Below are 17,066 nucleotides of genomic sequence, written 5' to 3'. Positions count from 1 at the left end.
TACATGGACTTTTACAATACAAGGCGACTTCAAGCTAAGTTAAAGGGCCTGGCTCCCCTTGCTTACAGGAACCAGACCCTCGTGGCGTAATTTTTCTTTTTTCACCTGTCTACTTGACTGGGGGCGGGACACTTTTGGGCGCGCCGCCGTCAGGCACTCTGCCTGGCGTCCGCTCCGGGGTCTTCCTGGCTGTCGTCGCTCTGCCCGCCCAGGTTGGCCAGGGGAAGCACAACGGTCATGCGGGTCCCCACACCGGGCCAGGAGCGCACCTCGAACCAGCCGCCGTGGCGGTCGACGATCCACTTGGCGATTGCCAGACCCAGGCCGGTACCGCCGGTCTGGCGGGCACGAGACACATCGGTGCGGTAAAAGCGCTCAAAGATATGAGGCAGGCTTTCGGAATCGATGCCCTGTCCCTCGTCCTGGACCGAGATGCGGGCCGCGCCGTCCGCAACAGAGGAGCGCAGGGTGATGAGACCGCCGGCGGGGGTATATTTGATGGAGTTGTCCACCAGGATGCGCAGGCACTGCTTCATCAGCCCCATGTCTGCGAAGACGGGGACCGCCCCGTCCCAATGGGATGCAAAGCGATGGGTCTGGTCGATCATCTCCGTCTCGCGCAGCACCTCGGCGGCCACCTCGGTGAGGTCGAAGGCCTCCATCTGGATGTGCATGGAGTCGTTGTCGCCGCGGGCTAGGAAAAGCAGCTGCTCCACCAGCTCCTTCATGGAATCGGCCTCCTGCCGGATGGCGTCGATGGCCTCCTGCCGGGTGGCCGGATCGTCCTTCCCCCAGCGGTTGAGCAGGTTGGCGTATCCCTGGATGACCGCGATGGGGGTACGCAGTTCGTGGCTGGCGTCAGAGACAAACCGCATCTGAGAGCGGTAGGCCTCATTGATCCGGTCCAGCATGGCATTGATGGCCTGCGCCAGAGTCTGAAGCTCCTTCTGGGTTCCGGGCAGATTGATGCGCTGGTCCAGATGGGTGGCGTTGATCTCATCCAGCTTTCCGGCCAGCACCTTCAGCTCCTCCGGCGACATGCCGGAGACGTTGTTGAGCTTGGCGGCAGTGGCGGCCAGCTCCTGGATGGGACGCAGCACCTTCTTGATGGACCCGGCGTTTTTAAACAGGTTGGAGATCAAACTCACCAGCTGGCAGATCAGCAGGACCCGGGCGGCGAAGAGGAAGATGGACGCGGGGGCGGACAGATCCAGCCAGATGGTATAGGGCGTGCCGTCGGAATCCATTTGAAGGGTGTAGCTGGTCACGCCGCCGGTATGGAAGGTGACAAGGGAGAACAGCTCTGTGTCACCGGGGTCGAAGTACCGCACTCCCCCGGTGGTCTCCGCAGGAGAGGGCAGCCAGCCGGGCAGGGGTATCCCCTGCACCTCGGAGATGCCCGCGGTGACGATGGAGTCGCCCGCCTGCATCCACGCGCTTGCCTCCGCCGTGGGCACGCCCCGCTCCTGGACCAGAAGGCTGATGTCCGCAGCCTGCCGCTCGGCATAGAAAAACAGTCCGCCGGAGAACAGCAGGCAGAGCAGCAGATCCATGCAGAAATAGATGCCCAGCAGCCGGAAGAACAGCCGGGTATTCAGCCGGGCCACAATGGAGGATCTGATCCGTCCGGGCGGCTTGTTGTTGGGGTTGCGGGTCATCACGGTGCCTCCTTATCGTTCGGCCAGCCGCTCCAGCACCGGCGTCAGGGCCTGTTCGCTCACCCAGTCGCCGCCGTGGAGGAAGGCAGCCTGCATGGCGCGTTCTCCGGCGTCCTTGGGCGGGGTCTTGGTCACGGCCTTGGCCATCAGGGCCATCATAGGCCGATAGATGCCGGTGAGCCGGTCAGGGGCATAGCCGCCCCGCAGATAAAACAGCGGGACCTGCTTCAGCGCGGCGGGCAAGGCCAGCTTGGCGGTATAGGCCGGGTCTGGAAGGGACATGCCCACAGCGCAGACGGCCTTCACGTCAAAGCGTGCGGCGGCCTTTTTCAGCCCTTTGATCCCGCCGGCGCACAGCCAGCCCAAATAGAGCACGGGGGCGCGCTTGGAAAGCGCGGTTCCGGCCTGAGCCAGCTCGTAAGCCGGCAGGCGGGTCCGCTCGGCCAGCAGGGCGGCGTAGCGGGCGGTAAAGCCGGTGGCGCTGGTGTATACGATGGCGTTGATGTCCATGATCCGGTCCCTCTTTTCCTGTAAATGCCGGCCCGCATCCGTGCGGGCGGCGGAGGATCGGTCCGGCGCTCCCGGCCCGGAGCCGTCAGCCGTTCCCGTCCTCGCGGATGACATATCCCACACCCCGGACGGTGTGGATCAGCTTGATGTCAAAGCGTTCGTCGATTTTGGAGCGAAGAAAGCGGATATACACGTCCACAGCGTTGGTCTCCCCCACAAAATCGAAGCCCCACACGTGATCCAGCAGAGATTCCCGGGAGATGACCTTCTCCTTGTTCTCCAGCAGGTAGCGCAGCAGGTCAAACTCCCGGCGGGTCAGCTCCACGCTCTGACCGCGCACCTCCACCTCGTGGCGCTCGGTGTCCATGGTGAGCGCCCCCGCGGCGAGCAGGCTGCGGGGCTCTTCCGCGGCCTGGGCGGGGCGCTTGCGCAGGGCGGCCCGGATGCGGGCCAGAAGCTCCTCGATGGCGAAGGGCTTGGTGATGTAATCGTCGGCCCCCATGTCCAGGCCGGAGACCTTATCCACCACCGTATCCCGGGCGGTGAGCATGATAACGGGCAGCTGGCTCTCCTTCCGCAGGCGGCGCAGCACCTCCATGCCCGACAGGGCGGGAAGCATGATGTCCAGCAGCACCAGGTCGTATTCTCCCGACAGAGCGCGGTCCAGTCCGGTCCGGCCGTCGAAGGCCTTATCCACCTGGTATCCCTCGTATTGCAGCTCCAGCTCCACCATGCGGGCCAGTTTCTCCTCATCCTCCACCAAAAGGATCTTTTCGGCCATGCCGCCGCCTCCTCCCATCGAATCGCGCGTTCCAGCCGGGGCTGTGCGCGGGTTACTTTTTGGGGTCGTCCTTGCCTTGCGCGGCGCGGGTAAACGCGTCCTTCACCTGCTCCACCGCATCGCCGACGACGCCCGTCACCCGGTTGACGGCGTCTCCTGCCCCGCTTTTTTCCAGATCCGGGCCGGAAAAACGGTATCTGCATCCGAAAAACAATCCCAAAAGGAGCAGCGGCACGGAGATCCAGAAGGCCACAAGGATGAGCAGGATCAGGATCAGTACCGGCAGGGAGGTCATCATCTCCCCATGCCGCCAAACCTCAAACTGATTGACGGTGCTGTGCCGCAGCAGATCCACAGCGGCCAGCAGCAAGGCCTTGAGCTGAGCCCGGAAGCCGGGGCGCTCCGCGTCCTGGCCCGCGCTTCTGCGGCGGCCGCCCCGGGAGGGCGCTGTGGGGACCAGGGCGGCCCCCTCCGCCGCATCCCGGCTGGGCCGGGTGGAGTAGTAGGCGCTTTTGGCTGCGCCCCTGGTGCGGCCCTGCCGCTCCAGCAGAATCAGGGCCTCCAGCAGGTCGCCCTGCGTCTGTTCCAGCAGGGCGCGGGCCTCCTCGTAAGACAGGTCCGCTTCTTCCCGCAGCCGCTCCACTTGTTCCAACGTGACCGCCATAGGGTGCACATCCTTTCGCCGGTTGTTCTGTAGAAAGTATAACCGGCGCGGGCTAAATTGGCCTTTAGACTTTCTTAAAATCCGGTTAAATCCAAGGTCAGGCAAATCTATTATACTATGCGCCGCCTGCCGGTGCAAGCGGGCGATTCCGTCCGGCGCGGCCGGTTGCCATACGGTTTAAAAAATGATATAATGCAGCAAAGCCCAAGGCAAATGATCTGGGGGGTGGTATGGAATGAAACGACTCCGGCGGCTGCTGGCCTGCCTTTGCGCGGCGGCTCTGGTGATGGCGCTGGCGCTCTCCGCCGCCGCATCGGAGGAATCGGTCTATCAGATGGCGGTGAACGACCGCTTTGTGGACATGTCCGCCGAGGCCATGCCCTTTCAGTCCGACGGAGTGCTGTACGCGCCCTATACCCTCTTCGACGGAAATGTGACCGGAGTGGCCCTGGGGGTATCCTTCAGCGTAATGCGGGATGATTCGGGGTATTATCTGTATATGTACCGCATCGGCGGGACCCTGCGCTTCGATCTGAACGCCGGTACCTGCACCGATCAGAATACCGGAGAGAGCATGGGCATGCGCGCCATTATCCGAAACGGGACCATTTTCCTGCCGCTGAACCGGGTCAGCCGCTATTGCGAGCTGACCACCAGCCAGCGGCTGACGCCCTACGGAACGTTCCTGCGGCTGACAAACGGCAAGGAGAGCCTGAGCACCCAGGAATTTTTGGAGGTGGCGATGGTCTCCGGCCGGCTCCAGAACCGGTACAACGATTATATCCGCAGCTTGTCGCCCTCCGCCAGCGTTCCGGCGGTCACGACGGCTCCGGGACAGACGGTCCCGTCCGCGCCCACGCCGGGCGGGGCTGAGACGCCGGACCGGAACGGCGTGCGGCTGTATCTGGCCTTCCAGTGTACCGACGGCAGCGGACTGGAGGCGATCCTCGATACGCTGGACCGCAGCGGCGTGCGTGCCCTGTTCCTGTTCTGGCCGGAGGATCTGGCCGGAAGGGGTGATCAGGTGCGGCGTGTGGTGGGCTCCGGCCACGCAGTGGGGCTGCTGCTCCCGGGCGGCGATCTGGATGCGGTCCAGGCGTCGTTGTCCCAGGGCAGCGCCCTGCTGGAGCGCATCGCCCGCCTGCGGATCCATACCGCGGCGCTGGAGCAGAACGACGGCCAGGTGCTCCGATGGCTGACGCAGCTGGGCTGGGCCTGCTGGACAGGCAATGTGGACGGCTTGGACGACGGACGGGGCCAGGCCGCCCAGGCAAACGCCATCCTGGCGGCGGCGGCGGAGCGCGGAAGCGTGCGTATTACCCTGGACGACGGCGCCGCGGGCGCCGGGATCTTGTCCCGCATCCTGCCCCGGCTGCAGCAGGCGGGGTACAGTATCCGCCTGGCGGTGGAGAGCGAATTGTGAGGAAACGGCATGAGAAGGGTATATCTGGATAACGGGGCCACCGCGTTTCCCAAGGCACCCGGCGTGGGAGAGGCCATGGCGGATTATATCGGCCGGATCGGCTGCAACGTCGGCCGGGGCAGCTACCCCGGAGCCTGCGCGGCGGGGCGGACCGTCCTGTCGGTGCGGGAGCGGCTGAACGCCCTGGTGGGCGGCCCGGGGACGCGGAACGTGGTCTTCACGGGCGGCGCCACCCATGGCCTGAACCTGCTGCTCAAGGGCCTGCTGCGGCCCGGCGACCGGGCGGTCACCTCCGCAATGGAGCACAACGCGGTGCTGCGCCCCCTGAACCAGCTGGAGGCGGCAGGCGTGCGTGTGGACCGCCTGCCCTGCAACGGGCAGGGGGAGCTTTTGCTGGAGCAGGCGGAGGAAATGCTGACGCAAGACACCCGCTGCGTGATCCTGACGCATGCCTCCAACGTGTCGGGCACCCTGTTTCCCATTGGGGAGATTGGGGCGATGTGCCGTGCGCGGGGCATCTTTTTCCTGGTGGACGCGGCTCAGACGCTGGGGTGCGTGCCGGTGGATATGGCCGCGATGGGGATCGACGGCCTGGCCTTCCCGGGCCACAAGGGACTGCTGGGCCCCCAGGGCATCGGGGGCGTGGTGGTTACCGACGCGCTGGCGGCCGAACTGGAGCCGCTGCTCTCCGGCGGTACCGGCAGCCGGTCCGAATCGCTGGATATGCCGCCGTTCCTGCCCGACCGGCTGGAGGCGGGCACCCTCAACCTGCCGGGCATTTACGGCCTGGGAGCCGCGCTGGATTATCTGGAGCGGATGGGAGCGCCCCTCCGGGACCGGGTGCGCAAATTGGGCGGACACCTCTGGGCGCGGCTGATGGAGCTGGAGGAGGACGGCCTGCGGGTGTTGGGGACCCGGGAGGTGAAGCGCCGCACCGGTGTGGTGTCGGTGGACTTCCTTCACGCCGATAACGGAGAGATGGCCTTCCGTCTGGAACAGGAGTATGGGATCGAGACCCGCTGCGGCCTCCATTGCGCGCCTATGGCCCACCGGACGCTGGGGACCTTCCCGCAGGGGGCGGTGCGCTTTTCCGTGGGACCGTTCACCCGCTTTGAAGAGATCGACTATGTGCATGGCGCCGTGTACGAGCTGCTGCTGGAGACGGGCGGCTGAACAGGCGCAGACCCGGCGAAAGCGGCCCGCACCCCCTTTGATTCGGGGCGCGGGCCGTTTTGCATGGAAGGGCGAAGCGCGCAGGCGGTCAGGAGATCTGTACGTTGACGCCGTTGACCTGTACGCCCTCGTCGGCGCGAATGAGGATGTACTTGACTCCGTCGATGACGCGGGTGTCTACCAGATCGCCCCGTTCGGCGCTGACCCGGATGGTCACGTCCGGGGTGCGCAGCTCCAGCTGCCTGGTGTCCACCAGATTGCCGGGGCTCAGGGCGGCGTCCGGGCCGAAGGCCTCGTCATACTTTCCGTCGAAGGACTCCGCGTGGCGGTCTGATACGCCGCAGGACCGGAGCACGCACGTTACCGTGCCCTTGGACAGGGTCAGCGGCTCGGCCTGCCTGCATTCCTTGTGCTCCTGAATGAGCTGGCACAGCTGCTCCTGCACGGCCTGCACCACCTCCAGGCTGCAATCCGCTCCAAGCGTATCGCCCAGCAGGGACTGGAACGTCTCTTTCTGGGCGGAGGCGGGCATGGGGATGGGGCTGCGGAAGAGTGCGTCCACGACCTCCGGGTGATTTTCCGCGGTGTCCCGCGTGTAGTACAGCGCGTTATACAGGTTGGTGGTGCGCTCGTCAAAGGCGGGAAAGAGAAAGCCCAGCTCGGGGGCGGAGACCAGCCAGTCCGGCACCGGCGTGCAGAACTCGTTTTCCCGGATATGGTAGCTCAGGCCCGGCTTGGTCTGTTTGACGGGGCACACCGCGCACAGAAGGTAGGAGAAGACCTCGGCGGAGGCGTCGTCCTGCCGTTCCCCGTCCCGGGAGCGGTAAGGTACGTCGTAGGCGTCCCGGGCCAGCAGGATCAGGTAATTGCCCTCCAGCGACAGGCTGCCGATCACCTGCTGGAAAAAGGTCTGCACCGCCTGCTCGTCCTTCAGGGCGGAGCTGCGCAGGGCCATGAGGAGCCTGTGCTCCGGACTGTCCACCACCTGCTGGGTGGTAAAGGTGATGTCCACCAGGTTTTTGCCTATGCCGCCGGAGAGCGTCTTGCGGAGAAGGGAGAGAAATTTTTCGCTTTCCTCCTGGGACAGGAGGGCCAGGGACTGGTCAAATTGGGAGACGATCTCCCGGTTTTCGTTGACACAGCAGCCGCGGATGTGCGTGATGCTGGTCTTCTCCGGCCGGAAACGGCGGCGCAGCTCTGCGATTTCTTTTTCGTTCATCGGGATCCTCTTTCATCATAGGAATGGGGGGCGCCGCCGGCAAAGCGGCAAGGCGCCTGCGGAAAAAACTGAGGGGTCCCCGGCTATGGCCGGGAACCCCTATTATAATGCGGATGGAACGGCGCCGCAAGCCCCAGGGTCTGTATCCCAATCTTATACCAATTCTCCATAAAACGGTTGAACCGTTTTGTGGAGGCCACAGAATGTGGCTCGGCGGCGTAGCCGCCAGGAATGTCGTCAATACTGTTGCTTACGCCACAGGCGCTGCGGCGTCATACGCCGCAATAAAAAGGCTTACTAAACTTTTTTATTAAGAAACAGTATTACAAGCGCCGGGGCAGCGGGTCTTTTTTGCCCGGACGGCCTGGGTTTCCCCGGGAATCCGGCAGGCTTGCGGCGGGAAGCTGCTTGTCCGGCAAAAATCTCCCGCTGCCAGCCGTTCCGAAGGCTGGAGGACCGACGCTAAAAGGTGACGCCGGACTCCAGGATCACGTTGGCATAGGAAGTGGTCTCCCCGGTGCGCACCACGCAGGCGGCCTGAGGAAGCAGGGCTTTGAACGCCTCGTGAGGGACGTAGCAGATCTGCGTGCCCGGAAAGCGGCTGCGAATGGAACGGTCCATTTCCGGGCTGGCCGTCTTGATCTCCTCGGCCAGCGTGATCTTCTGCACGGCCAGCTCGGACAACACGGCGTCCAGCACGGACAGGAGCGCGGGAACGCCCTGTGTGACGGCCAGATCGATCCGCCGGGTCTCGGGCGGGATGGGAAGCCCCGCGTCGCCCAGGACCAAGGTCTGGGTGTGTCCCAGCTTGGCGATCTCATGGGAAAGCGCGCTGTGGAGCAGCTTGCCTTTTTTCATAAAGAAGCTCCTTTCCCCATTTCCCCCAGGCTGCCCGCGGCCAGGGCGGCGCGGACCTCCTCCAGCAGGGGAATGGCGTCGGCCGCGCCCCGGCGCTGGATGCACAGGGCGCTGGCGGCGGAGGAGAGCCGGAGGGCTTCCGGTATGGGAGCGCCGGCGAGCAGCGCGCCCAGATAGTAGCCCAGAAAGGTGTCCCCCGCTGCGGTGGTGTCCACCGGACGCACCGGAAAAACGCCGCAGGACCAGGTCTCCCCGCCGGCGCGGCAGACGGAGCCCCCGGCGCCCAGCGTGAGCAGCAGCTGGGTATCGGGGCAGCGCTGGGCCAGACGGTCCAGAATGTCCGCGGGCGCCTGGGTTCCCGCCAGGGCGGCGCCCTCCCCCTCGTTGATGACCAGCCAGGAGAGCAGTTCCAGCGGGTAATCCGCCACCTCCGGCGCCATGGGGGCGGCGTTGAAGGCCACCCGCAGGCCCCGGCGGACCGCCTGCCGGATCAGGTAGGGGATGCCGTTGACCTCGTTTTGCAGGAGCAGCACATCCCCCGGTGCAAAACGGCAGAGCGTCTCATCCACAAAAGACTCGGTCAGGCAGGTGTTGGTGCCGCCGTAGAGGAGAATGCAGTTTTCCCCGGCTTCCGTCACCTGGATGACGGTGTGCCCGCAGGGCTGGTCCAGGGCGCGGATCAGGCCGGTATCCACCCCGTAGCGCTGCAGCGCGTCCAGGAGCGGCGCGCCGCCCGTCCCCACCAGACCGGCGTGCCAGACCTGCAGGCCGGCCTTGGCGGCGGCGATGGACTGGTTCAGCCCCTTGCCGCCGCAATGGACGCTCCGCGCCCGGGCGGCCAGGGTCTCGCCGGGGCGGACGAAGTGGTCCACCTGATAGGTATAATCCAAATTGAGAGAGCCGACGCACAGTACCTTCATCCGGCGTCCCCCCTCAGTACCAGAGCTGGATGCGGGCGGCGCGTCCCGCCGGGAGGGAGATGCGGGCGGCGGGAGGGACGGCCGCTCCATTCACGCAGACAGATACCGGTTCGGCGGCCGGGAATTCCACCCAGGTCTCCTCCGGTTGGGCCGGGACGGTGAGCTGCGCGTAGTGGCTTTCATAGAGGAAGCCGGAGAAGCGTCCCCGGGCGTTGGAGCGGAAGACGGTCCGGCCGTCCAGGTCCACCTGCGCGGCGTCGCCCAGGCGCAGCTCCATCTGGCCCAGATAGGTGCGCAGGTGGCGCAGCTGCATCGCCTCTCCGGAGATCGAGCCGAAGCTCAGACCGCCGTCGGGGTCGGTGTCTACAAATTCCAGCACCCACATTAGGGGCAGCAGAGCGCCCCAGCCGTAGAAGGGGTCGGCGTCCACGCTCTTTCCCACGCCGGTGAAGGTGTTGTAATTCTCATAGCAGGCCCGTTCCTCCTCCCAGGCTCGGGCGAAGACCTGGGCGCTGCGCTGCGCCAGGCGGTGGGCTTCCTCCTGGAAGCCGTAGCGCTTGAGGCCCAGGTAGGTGAAGAAGTTCAGCGGCGGCCACATGCGCCCCCGCCAGTACACGTCGTCCCGGACCGCGGGGTCCTTCTGCCAGATGGAGGGCAGGGGAGCCGCCGTCCAGAATTCGCTCTCGTCGAAGATGTGCTCCACCAGACGGCGCGCCCGCTCCGGAGTTGGAATGCCGGCCACCAGGGGATAGAAGCTGGTGGGGGAGGGGCTGACAAAGCCGTTTTCCCAGTGGCGGTTGGCGTAAAGTCCCCGCTCCTCGTCCCAGAGCCGCTCGTCGATGCGGCGCTTGAAGGCGTCGGTCTGGGCGCTCAGCGTCCGGGCCGTATCCGCGTCCCCCAGCGCCCGGGCCAGCTTGGCCAGGGACTCTCCCTCCAGCGCCAGCAGGCTGTTGAGGGCCACGTCCTCCATGTTAAGGGTGCCTGCCTCAGGCACGAAGCGGGCGCTGTCGTACATGGGGCTGTTGTCCATGGCGGCCTCGTCCTTGGCGGCCAGCTTGGTGCGCTTGAAATGGCCGTCCCCGCAGTCGGGGGAGCTGCCGTACTCCAGCACGCCGTTGCCGTTGCCGTCCCGGTGCTCAAACCACCACAGATGCGCCCGGTGCAGGGTGGGGAACACCTGGCGTACCAGGGAAAGGTCGTGGGTCAGCTCATAGTATTTCAGTACGATATAGCCGAAGATGGGCGGCTGGGAGCGGTCCACCCACTCGGTAAACTCCGACATGAGGCAGGCCAGGTTCCCGGCGGGGACGGCGTTCTCCATGCTGGCGCAGATGTTGCAGCGGGCGGTGGCCCAATCGCCGGACCAGGCGGCGCAGAGGGCGTGGTAGAGCACGTCGTCCAGCCAGAGGAACCAGCCGCCGAACTTCTTATCGATCCAGAAACGGGTGAGGGAGGTGAGCACCCGGCCGTTTTTGAAGTCGGCCAAGGTGTTCCAGGCCATCACGTCCCGCAGGGCCTCCGCGCAGCAGCCGAAGCGGCCCTCCTGCTGCAGGGCTTCTCCCGCCCGGGCGCGGATGGCGTCCAGCGCGTCCTGCTCCAGCGCCAGGGCGGCTTCCGCCCCCGCGCGGGCGCCGGCATCCCCATTGGCTGCGCACAGGGCGAAGTCGATGACCGGGGTCTCCTCCAGGTTATAGAGGAAGCTGCGGTACCTGGGCCGGGGAGCGTCTTCCAGAGGGGCGTAATAGCCCAGCTCTTCCATGCGGCGGCCCACGTAGCCCTCGTCGTCGGTCAGGCACTCCCGGATGGGGCGGTCCTTCAGCGCCACCGCAAAGCGGTAGCTGCGCAGGGCCATGGCGACGCTTCCGTCCGGCGCGCGGGAGACGCAGCCGTCCCCCTCGAACCCGACGGTGAGCACGGGCAGAAAGCGCAGGCCCCATTCCCCGTTGGCCAGGGTGCTCACCCGGCCCCGGACGGTCCAGGGGTCGCTCTTCCAGTATTCCAGCTGGAGTACCGTGCCGTTGTGCTCGGCGGTCAGACGGCAGTAGCGGCCGTCGGCGTCGTGCTCATAGAGCTTGATGTGTTCGCTGAAGGGGAAGCTGGTGTAGGCGCCGCTGGAAAAGCTGTACGCCCCCAGAGACACGGACAGCCGGGCAGGCAGAAACATCATGGCCGCCGGACTTTTGGCGCTCCAGGTATTAAAGTATTTTTCCCTTGAAATTTGAAACATAATGCCCTCCTTACCGCGCACGCACGCGGTGTTTGATTGGACAGCCCCGCGGGGACGGCCGGGGGGTTACAAAGCGAACACCGACGCGCCCATGACCCGCAGGTCCACGTCGGAGCCCACGGTGAGCGGTTCGGCTTCCCGGGCGGGGATCAGGGCGAACAGGATGCGCTCCCCGCAGCGCAGCGTGATGCGGATGGACTGGCCCAAAAACAGTTTGTCCTGGATCCGGGCGCTCAGATCCCCCTGGCCCGGGGGGAGGAGGGCCAGGTTCTCCTCCTTGATAAGCGCGCGCACCCGGGCGCCGTCGGAGACGGCCTGCTCGCCCACGGGCAGGGCCAGCCCCCCGGCGTTCACCCGGCCATGTTCGTAGCGGCCCTCCAGCACGTTGGAGGCCCCGATAAAGTCGGCGGCAAAGGCGGATTTGGGGTGGAGGTACACCTCGGCGGGGGTATTGTCTTCGATGATCTGCCCGCCGTGCATCAACAGCACCCGGTCGGCCATGGAGAGCGCCTCCCCCTGGTCGTGGGTGACAAAGACGGTGGTGATGCCGATCTCCCGCTGGATACGGCGTACTTCGATCTGCATCTGCTCCCGGATCTTCCGGTCCAGGGCCGAGAGCGGCTCGTCCAGCAGCAGGATGTCCGGCCGGTAGACGATGGCCCGGGCCAGAGCCACCCGCTGCTGCTCGCCGCCGGAGAGCTGAGCGATGCGCCGGGGCGCGTAGCCGTCCAGCCGCACGGTCTCCAGGGCCTGGCCGACCCGCTGCTGCAGCTCCGCCTTGGGGACCTTTTTCAGGCGCAGGGGGTAGGCCACGTTTTCAAATACGTTCATATGGGCGAACAGGGCGTAATTTTGGAACACCACGCCGATGTTGCGCTTCTCGATGGGAGAGCGGCTGATGTCCCGGCCGTCCACCAGCACCTGACCCGCGTCCTGCCGGACGATGCCGCTGATGGTATTCAGCAGGGTGGTCTTGCCGCAGCCGGAGGGGCCCAGCAGAGCCAGGAATTCCCCGGTCCCGGCGGTGAGCGATACCCCCTTGAGCACTTCCTTTTTTCCGTAGCTTTTTCGCACGTCCACGATCTTCAAATCAGCCATTGAGTACTTCCTCCGTCGTTGCAAGCCGTACCTGACAGGGCATCAGGGCGGCGATATCGTGCAGGGCGGCGTCCAGCGCGGGGCTGGAGCCGGCGCAGGCGTCCCATACCAGAGTAACGGGCAGGCCCAGGTCTACCGCGTCCATCAGGGTGGCCAGGACGCAGAATTCGCTCTGGACGCCGGTCATCAGGATCTCAGCGTAATCCGCCGCCAGCAGGTGGGCGCGCAGAGCGCCGCTGGAGAGGGCGGAATAGGTCTGCTTTTCAAAGGAAAGGTGGCCGAGCGCTTCCAGAGCGGGGACCAGGCGGGCGCACTCCGGATCCCGGTTGATCCCGGCAAACTCCGCGTTGTAGCGCTTCCAGGTGCCGGGGGGATCGGAAAAGGGCAGGTGCCGGGTAAACAGACGCCTGGGATAGCGCCGGCACAGGCGCAGGATATTGGCCTCGGCCCGGTCGAAGCCCGGCGTGGCCCACGCGCCGCCGGGCGCGTAGACCCGCTGCATGTCGATGACCAGAAGCGCCGCCCCGCTCATAGCAGAGACCTCTTGCTGCCGTAACCCAGCTTGTTCACCAGATAGACCAGCGCCGTGGAGACCAGCACCATAATGGTGGCCAGGGCGTTGATGTCCGGCTTATAGCCCACACGGACCATGTTGTAGATCTCCAGGGGCAGGGTACGCACGCCGAAGGGGGCCAGATAGTACTGGATGACGAAATTATTGAAGCAGACCATAAAGGCCATCAGGCCCCCGGCGGCCACGGCGGGGAAAATGCCGGGCAGCACCACGGTGAAGAAGGCACGCAGGGGGCTCGCCCCCATGGCGCGGGCGGCGAACTCCAGGTTGTCGTTGAGCTCGCACAGGGCCGGGTAGACCAGCAGTACCACATAGGGCAGCACGCAGATGCTGTTGCCCAGATACATGCCCAGATAGGACCGGCCCAGGCCGATGAAATTGAAGATCATCAGCAGCGCCACGCCCAGCACCAGCCAGGGGATGATGACGCCCATGTTCAGCAGGGCGGAGAACACCTTGGCAAATTTGGCGTTGGAGCGTTTGAGCCCCAGGCTGGTCATGACGCCCACCACCACCATGGTGAGGGTCACCAGCAGGGAAAACCAGATGGAAAGCCAGGTGGCGCCCCCCAGGCTGGCCCCTGTGAACAGGCGGACGTACCACTTGGTGGAGAATACGAAAGGAAAGGTGCCGTACTGGGAGGCATTGAAGCTCATGAGCGCGACGATGAAGATGGGCAGGAAGATAAATGCGTACACCACGATCATGACCGCCCGGATGAAGGGATACCGTTTTTTCATAGCCGCCTCCCTGCCACGCCGCGGATAACGGCGTTGATGATAAGCGTGATGACGCACAGGACCAGCAGGAACAGCACGCACAGGGCGCAGCCCCGGCCGATGTTCAGCGATACGGAGAAGTTGGTGTCGATATAGGAGCCGATCAGCATCCCGTTGGTGCCGCCGGCCAGATTGGCCTCTACAAAGCTGCCCGCCGCCGGGACGAAGACGATGATGATGCCGGAGAGCAGACCGGGGGAGGAGAGCGGGAAGATCACGTCCAGGAACCGCCGCGCCTTGCCCGCGCCCATGACCTGGGCGGCGTAGAGCTGGTTATCCTCGATCTTGCACATGGAGGAATAAAGACACAGCACCATATAGGGCAGAAATTCATACAGCAGGATCAGGAACACCGCAAAATTGGTGTACAGGATGGAGGTGGAGGCGTTCCGGCCGAACAGGCCCAGCAGGCTCATGACAGGGCCGTTGGCCTGCAGCAGGACCATCATGGAGTAGATCAGCAGCAGCTGGGAGGTGAAAAAGGGGATGATGATGAGTACCACCAGCAGGTTGCGGTGCTTTTCGCCCACGCATTTGGCCAGGCCGTAGGCGGTAGGGTAGGCCAGCAGGATGCAGGCCGCGGTGACGCTGCCCGCCATGGCCAGGGATTTGCCCATCAGCGGAAAAAAGAGCCCCTTTTCCAAAATGGTGGCGTAATTGCCCAGACTCAGCGCCGCATCCAGGGCCAGGTTGTTTCCCTGGATCAGGCTGGCAAAGACCAGCACAGCCAGCGGCGCCACCACCAGCAGAGCCAGCATCCCGGTGCTGGGCAGCATGAGCAGCCAGGTAGAAAGTTTGGATTTCGTCATGCGCGTTCCGCCCTTCTCAGAGTGATGAAACAAGACGGGGGAGACGGCTGCGCGGATCCGTCTCCCCCGTTGATGATCGCGTGCTCAGGAGGCCTTGACCTCGTTCCACAGGTCCAGCCAGGCCTGGTTGGTCTCCTCCGGGATCTCTTTCTGGAACACCAGCTTCTCCGGCAGGCCGTTGTCGACGTACAGGGCGGCCTTCACATCGCCGGAGAGACTGTCCAGCACCTTGGTGTTGGAGGGGATGGGGGGCTGCATCTCCAGATCGGCGGCATAGGTGGACTGGAACTGCTGAGAGGTCATCCAGTCGATCCACTTGTAGGCCAGATCCTCGTTGGGCGCGTCCTTGGGAATGGCCCAATAGTCCACCCAGGCGATGGTACCCTCCTTGGGATAGACATAGGTCATCTTCTGGCCGGTGGCGTTGAGCTGGGTGGCGGCACCGGACCAGACGCTGCCGGCGACCACTTCGCCGGCGGAATAGGGCTTGGCAAAGGAGTCATAGCTGCTCCAGAAGAGCTTACAGTTGGCTTTCAGAGAGAGCAGGGTATCCTTCACCACGTCCAGGTCGGGATCGTAGGGATCTTCCCCGGCGTAGGTGGCGGCGATCATCACCGCGGTGGTGTGGTCGTCAAAGAAGGCGATCTTGTTCTGATAAGCAGGGTCCCACAGGATGCCCCAGGAATCCACCGTGTCCGAGATGGCGTCCGGGTTATAGCCCAGGGAGGTAGTGCCCCAGGTCCAGGGCACCCCGAGGATGTTGCCGTCGGCGTCCTTCACATCCTCCACATCGCGGATGTCCTCCCGCAGGTCGCCATAATTCTCCAGCCGGCTCACGTCGATGGGCTGGAACAGGTTCTCGCGCTTGCCGATGGCCACATAGGCCATGTTGGGCAGCACCACGTCGATCTGCCCCAGGCCGCCCTGGCGGAGCATGTTCAGCAGGGCCTCTTCGGAATCGAAATACTGATGGACCACCTTGCAGTTGTTGGCCTCCTCAAAGGCCTGGACGGCGTACTCCGCATCGGAGCCGTAGCCCTGCCAGTTGGCCACGGTCAGGGTGCGGACCGCGCCGCCCTCCCCCGTACCGGAGTTCTGGGGGGCGGCCGTCCCGCCTCCGCCGCTTCCGCCGCCGGAGCAGGCGGCAAGGGAGAAGAGCGTTAGACCGGCCAGGAGCAAAGAGACAAGCTTTTTCATTTTGACACCTCCATAAAATAATTGGTTCAGAGATAAAACGTTTTAGTTCCAGTTCCAAAGAGAGCGATTTATGTTCTGCTCGCAGGATCAGAATAGCACACTGCACTGCAGAAGTCAACGAAAAAAGAGAAAACGTTTTCCTTCAAGACGGCAGAAATTTGACGGAAGCCCGCCGCACCAAATGGGTGTCAAACAGAAGCTCCCGCTGCGGCGGCGGGGGGGCGCCTTCGATGTGGTCGATGAGCAGCTGGGCGGCGGAGCGCCCCAGCTGCTGCACCGGGTTGTAAATCGTGGTCAGCCCGGGGTTGAGCAGGCGGGAAAAGGGAATGTCGTCGAAGCCGGTGACCGAGCAGTCGTCGGGCACCCGCAGGCCGCGTTCGTTGAGCAGGCGGATCACCCCGTAGGCGATCAGGTCGTTGGCACAGACAAAGCAGGTGATGGAGCGCTTTTCATCCAGCAGCTGCTTGGCCGCCTCATATCCTGCCTCCTCCGAATAGGCGCAGTGCTGCAAAACGCCCCTAGGGGCGAAAGGGATGCCCCGCTCCTCCAGCGCGTCCAGAAAGCCCCGGCGGCGCATATCGGCGGAGAAGACCCCCTCCGGTCCGGCCAGATAGGCAAAGGCGCGGTGCCCCATGTCCAGCAGATAGTTGGCCATTGCCGCCATGCCGTGCTGATGGTTGATGCGCACGCAGATGCCGTCGATGGGATCGCCCCAGTTGTCCACAAAGATCAGAGGCACCCGGCTGCTCCGGATCAGGTTGGCGGTGCGCTCGCTCATGCGGTAGTTGTTGTAGATGATGCCCGCTACGTAGTTGTCCCGCAGATAGCTGAGGTTGCGCAGCTCCTTGTCCTCGTTGTTGTTGGAGTTGCAGAGCACCACGCTGTAGCCGCGGGAGGCGGCCATGTCCTCCACACCCTTGAGCAGCAGGGTATAGAACTGGTTTACGATGTCGGGCACCACCACGCCGATGGTATTGGAGCGCTTTGTGATCATGCTGCGGGCTACGTTGTTGGGCTGGTAGCCGTAGGTCTGTACGATCTGCTGGATGTGTGCGCGGGTCTCCCGGCTCACTCCGGCAGGGTTGTTGTTGATCACGCGGGAGACGGTGGCAGGGGAAACTCCGGCAATCCGGGCAATATCCTTGATGGTCATAGGCTTCTCCATCTCCTCCCTCC

At 64.5% G+C, this 17,066-nt stretch carries 17 protein-coding genes; 3 read left to right on the top strand and 14 right to left on the bottom strand.

From position 1 onward, the window contains the following. The first annotated feature begins 3 nt into the window (after positions 1-3). Positions 4-90, top strand: a complete 87-nt coding sequence (locus NE547_RS18675) for an IS3 family transposase (protein ID WP_370826984.1) — start codon at positions 4-6, stop codon at positions 88-90. Between the two features lie 59 nt (positions 91-149). Here the strand turns inward: NE547_RS18675 and NE547_RS15930 are convergent, their stop codons facing one another. The 4 genes from NE547_RS15930 to NE547_RS15915 all read right to left on the bottom strand — a co-directional run bounded on the left by NE547_RS15930 (position 150) and on the right by NE547_RS15915 (position 3,613). After that, on the bottom strand, positions 150-1,658 hold the full coding sequence (locus NE547_RS15930) for a cell wall metabolism sensor histidine kinase WalK (protein ID WP_256176419.1): 1,509 nt from the start codon (positions 1,656-1,658) through the stop codon (positions 150-152). Positions 1,659-1,670: 12 nt separating this feature from the next. After that, entirely contained in the window at positions 1,671-2,168 is a 498-nt protein-coding gene (locus NE547_RS15925; protein ID WP_256176418.1) for a hypothetical protein, read from the bottom strand. An 85-nt stretch (positions 2,169-2,253) separates the two neighbouring features. Further along, a complete protein-coding gene (locus NE547_RS15920) occupies positions 2,254-2,949 on the bottom strand; it encodes a response regulator transcription factor (protein ID WP_186906868.1) in 696 nt (231 codons plus the stop codon). Positions 2,950-3,001: 52 nt separating this feature from the next. Continuing rightward, positions 3,002-3,613 (bottom strand): ubiquitin, encoded by a 612-nt coding sequence (locus tag NE547_RS15915; RefSeq protein ID WP_186906867.1) that lies wholly within the window; start codon positions 3,611-3,613, stop codon positions 3,002-3,004. Between the two features lie 235 nt (positions 3,614-3,848). Here NE547_RS15915 and NE547_RS15910 point away from each other — a divergent pair, with 235 nt between their 5' ends. Both NE547_RS15910 and NE547_RS15905 read left to right on the top strand, forming a co-directional pair. Then, positions 3,849-5,036, top strand: a complete 1,188-nt coding sequence (locus NE547_RS15910) for a hypothetical protein (RefSeq protein ID WP_256176417.1) — start codon at positions 3,849-3,851, stop codon at positions 5,034-5,036. A gap of 9 nt (positions 5,037-5,045) precedes the next feature. Further along, the gene (locus tag NE547_RS15905) at positions 5,046-6,209 is read left to right on the top strand and encodes an aminotransferase class V-fold PLP-dependent enzyme (RefSeq protein WP_256176416.1); all 1,164 of its coding nucleotides are present in this window, start codon (positions 5,046-5,048) and stop codon (positions 6,207-6,209) included. 88 nt (positions 6,210-6,297) lie between these two features. Here the strand turns inward: NE547_RS15905 and NE547_RS15900 are convergent, their stop codons facing one another. The 10 genes from NE547_RS15900 to NE547_RS15855 form a co-directional block, all read right to left on the bottom strand. Further along, a complete protein-coding gene (locus tag NE547_RS15900) occupies positions 6,298-7,428 on the bottom strand; it encodes a DUF4317 domain-containing protein (protein WP_256176415.1) in 1,131 nt (376 codons plus the stop codon). A 462-nt stretch (positions 7,429-7,890) separates the two neighbouring features. Beyond that, a complete protein-coding gene (rbsD, locus tag NE547_RS15895) occupies positions 7,891-8,286 on the bottom strand; it encodes a D-ribose pyranase (protein WP_186906863.1) in 396 nt (131 codons plus the stop codon). Beyond that, positions 8,283-9,206 (bottom strand): ribokinase, encoded by a 924-nt coding sequence (locus NE547_RS15890; protein WP_186906862.1) that lies wholly within the window; start codon positions 9,204-9,206, stop codon positions 8,283-8,285. The genes rbsD and NE547_RS15890 overlap by 4 nt, the downstream gene beginning before the upstream one ends. Before the next feature lie 13 nt (positions 9,207-9,219). Further along, entirely contained in the window at positions 9,220-11,433 is a 2,214-nt protein-coding gene (locus tag NE547_RS15885; RefSeq protein ID WP_256176414.1) for an amylo-alpha-1,6-glucosidase, read from the bottom strand. Between the two features lie 66 nt (positions 11,434-11,499). Next, the gene (locus NE547_RS15880) at positions 11,500-12,531 is read right to left on the bottom strand and encodes an ABC transporter ATP-binding protein (protein ID WP_186906860.1); all 1,032 of its coding nucleotides are present in this window, start codon (positions 12,529-12,531) and stop codon (positions 11,500-11,502) included. After that, positions 12,524-13,063 (bottom strand): cysteine hydrolase family protein, encoded by a 540-nt coding sequence (locus NE547_RS15875; protein WP_186906859.1) that lies wholly within the window; start codon positions 13,061-13,063, stop codon positions 12,524-12,526. Before NE547_RS15875 ends, NE547_RS15880 begins: the two co-directional genes overlap by 8 nt. After that, entirely contained in the window at positions 13,060-13,845 is a 786-nt protein-coding gene (locus NE547_RS15870) for an ABC transporter permease (protein ID WP_186906858.1), read from the bottom strand. The genes NE547_RS15875 and NE547_RS15870 overlap by 4 nt, the downstream gene beginning before the upstream one ends. After that, positions 13,842-14,693, bottom strand: coding sequence for an ABC transporter permease (locus NE547_RS15865; protein ID WP_186906857.1), 852 nt, complete (start codon positions 14,691-14,693; stop codon positions 13,842-13,844). Before NE547_RS15865 ends, NE547_RS15870 begins: the two co-directional genes overlap by 4 nt. 84 nt (positions 14,694-14,777) lie before the next feature. Continuing rightward, a complete protein-coding gene (locus tag NE547_RS15860; protein WP_186906856.1) occupies positions 14,778-15,890 on the bottom strand; it encodes a PotD/PotF family extracellular solute-binding protein in 1,113 nt (370 codons plus the stop codon). A gap of 142 nt (positions 15,891-16,032) precedes the next feature. After that, positions 16,033-17,055 (bottom strand): LacI family DNA-binding transcriptional regulator, encoded by a 1,023-nt coding sequence (locus NE547_RS15855; protein ID WP_256176413.1) that lies wholly within the window; start codon positions 17,053-17,055, stop codon positions 16,033-16,035. Positions 17,056-17,066 lie beyond the last annotated feature (11 nt).

It is taken from the genome of Flavonifractor sp. DFI.6.63 (assembly GCF_024462255.1).
Classification (GTDB): Bacteria; Bacillota; Clostridia; order Oscillospirales; family Oscillospiraceae; genus Lawsonibacter_A; species Lawsonibacter_A hominis.
The sequence above is the reverse complement of the archived record's forward strand: the minus strand, read 5'-3'. Positions and strand labels throughout refer to the sequence as shown.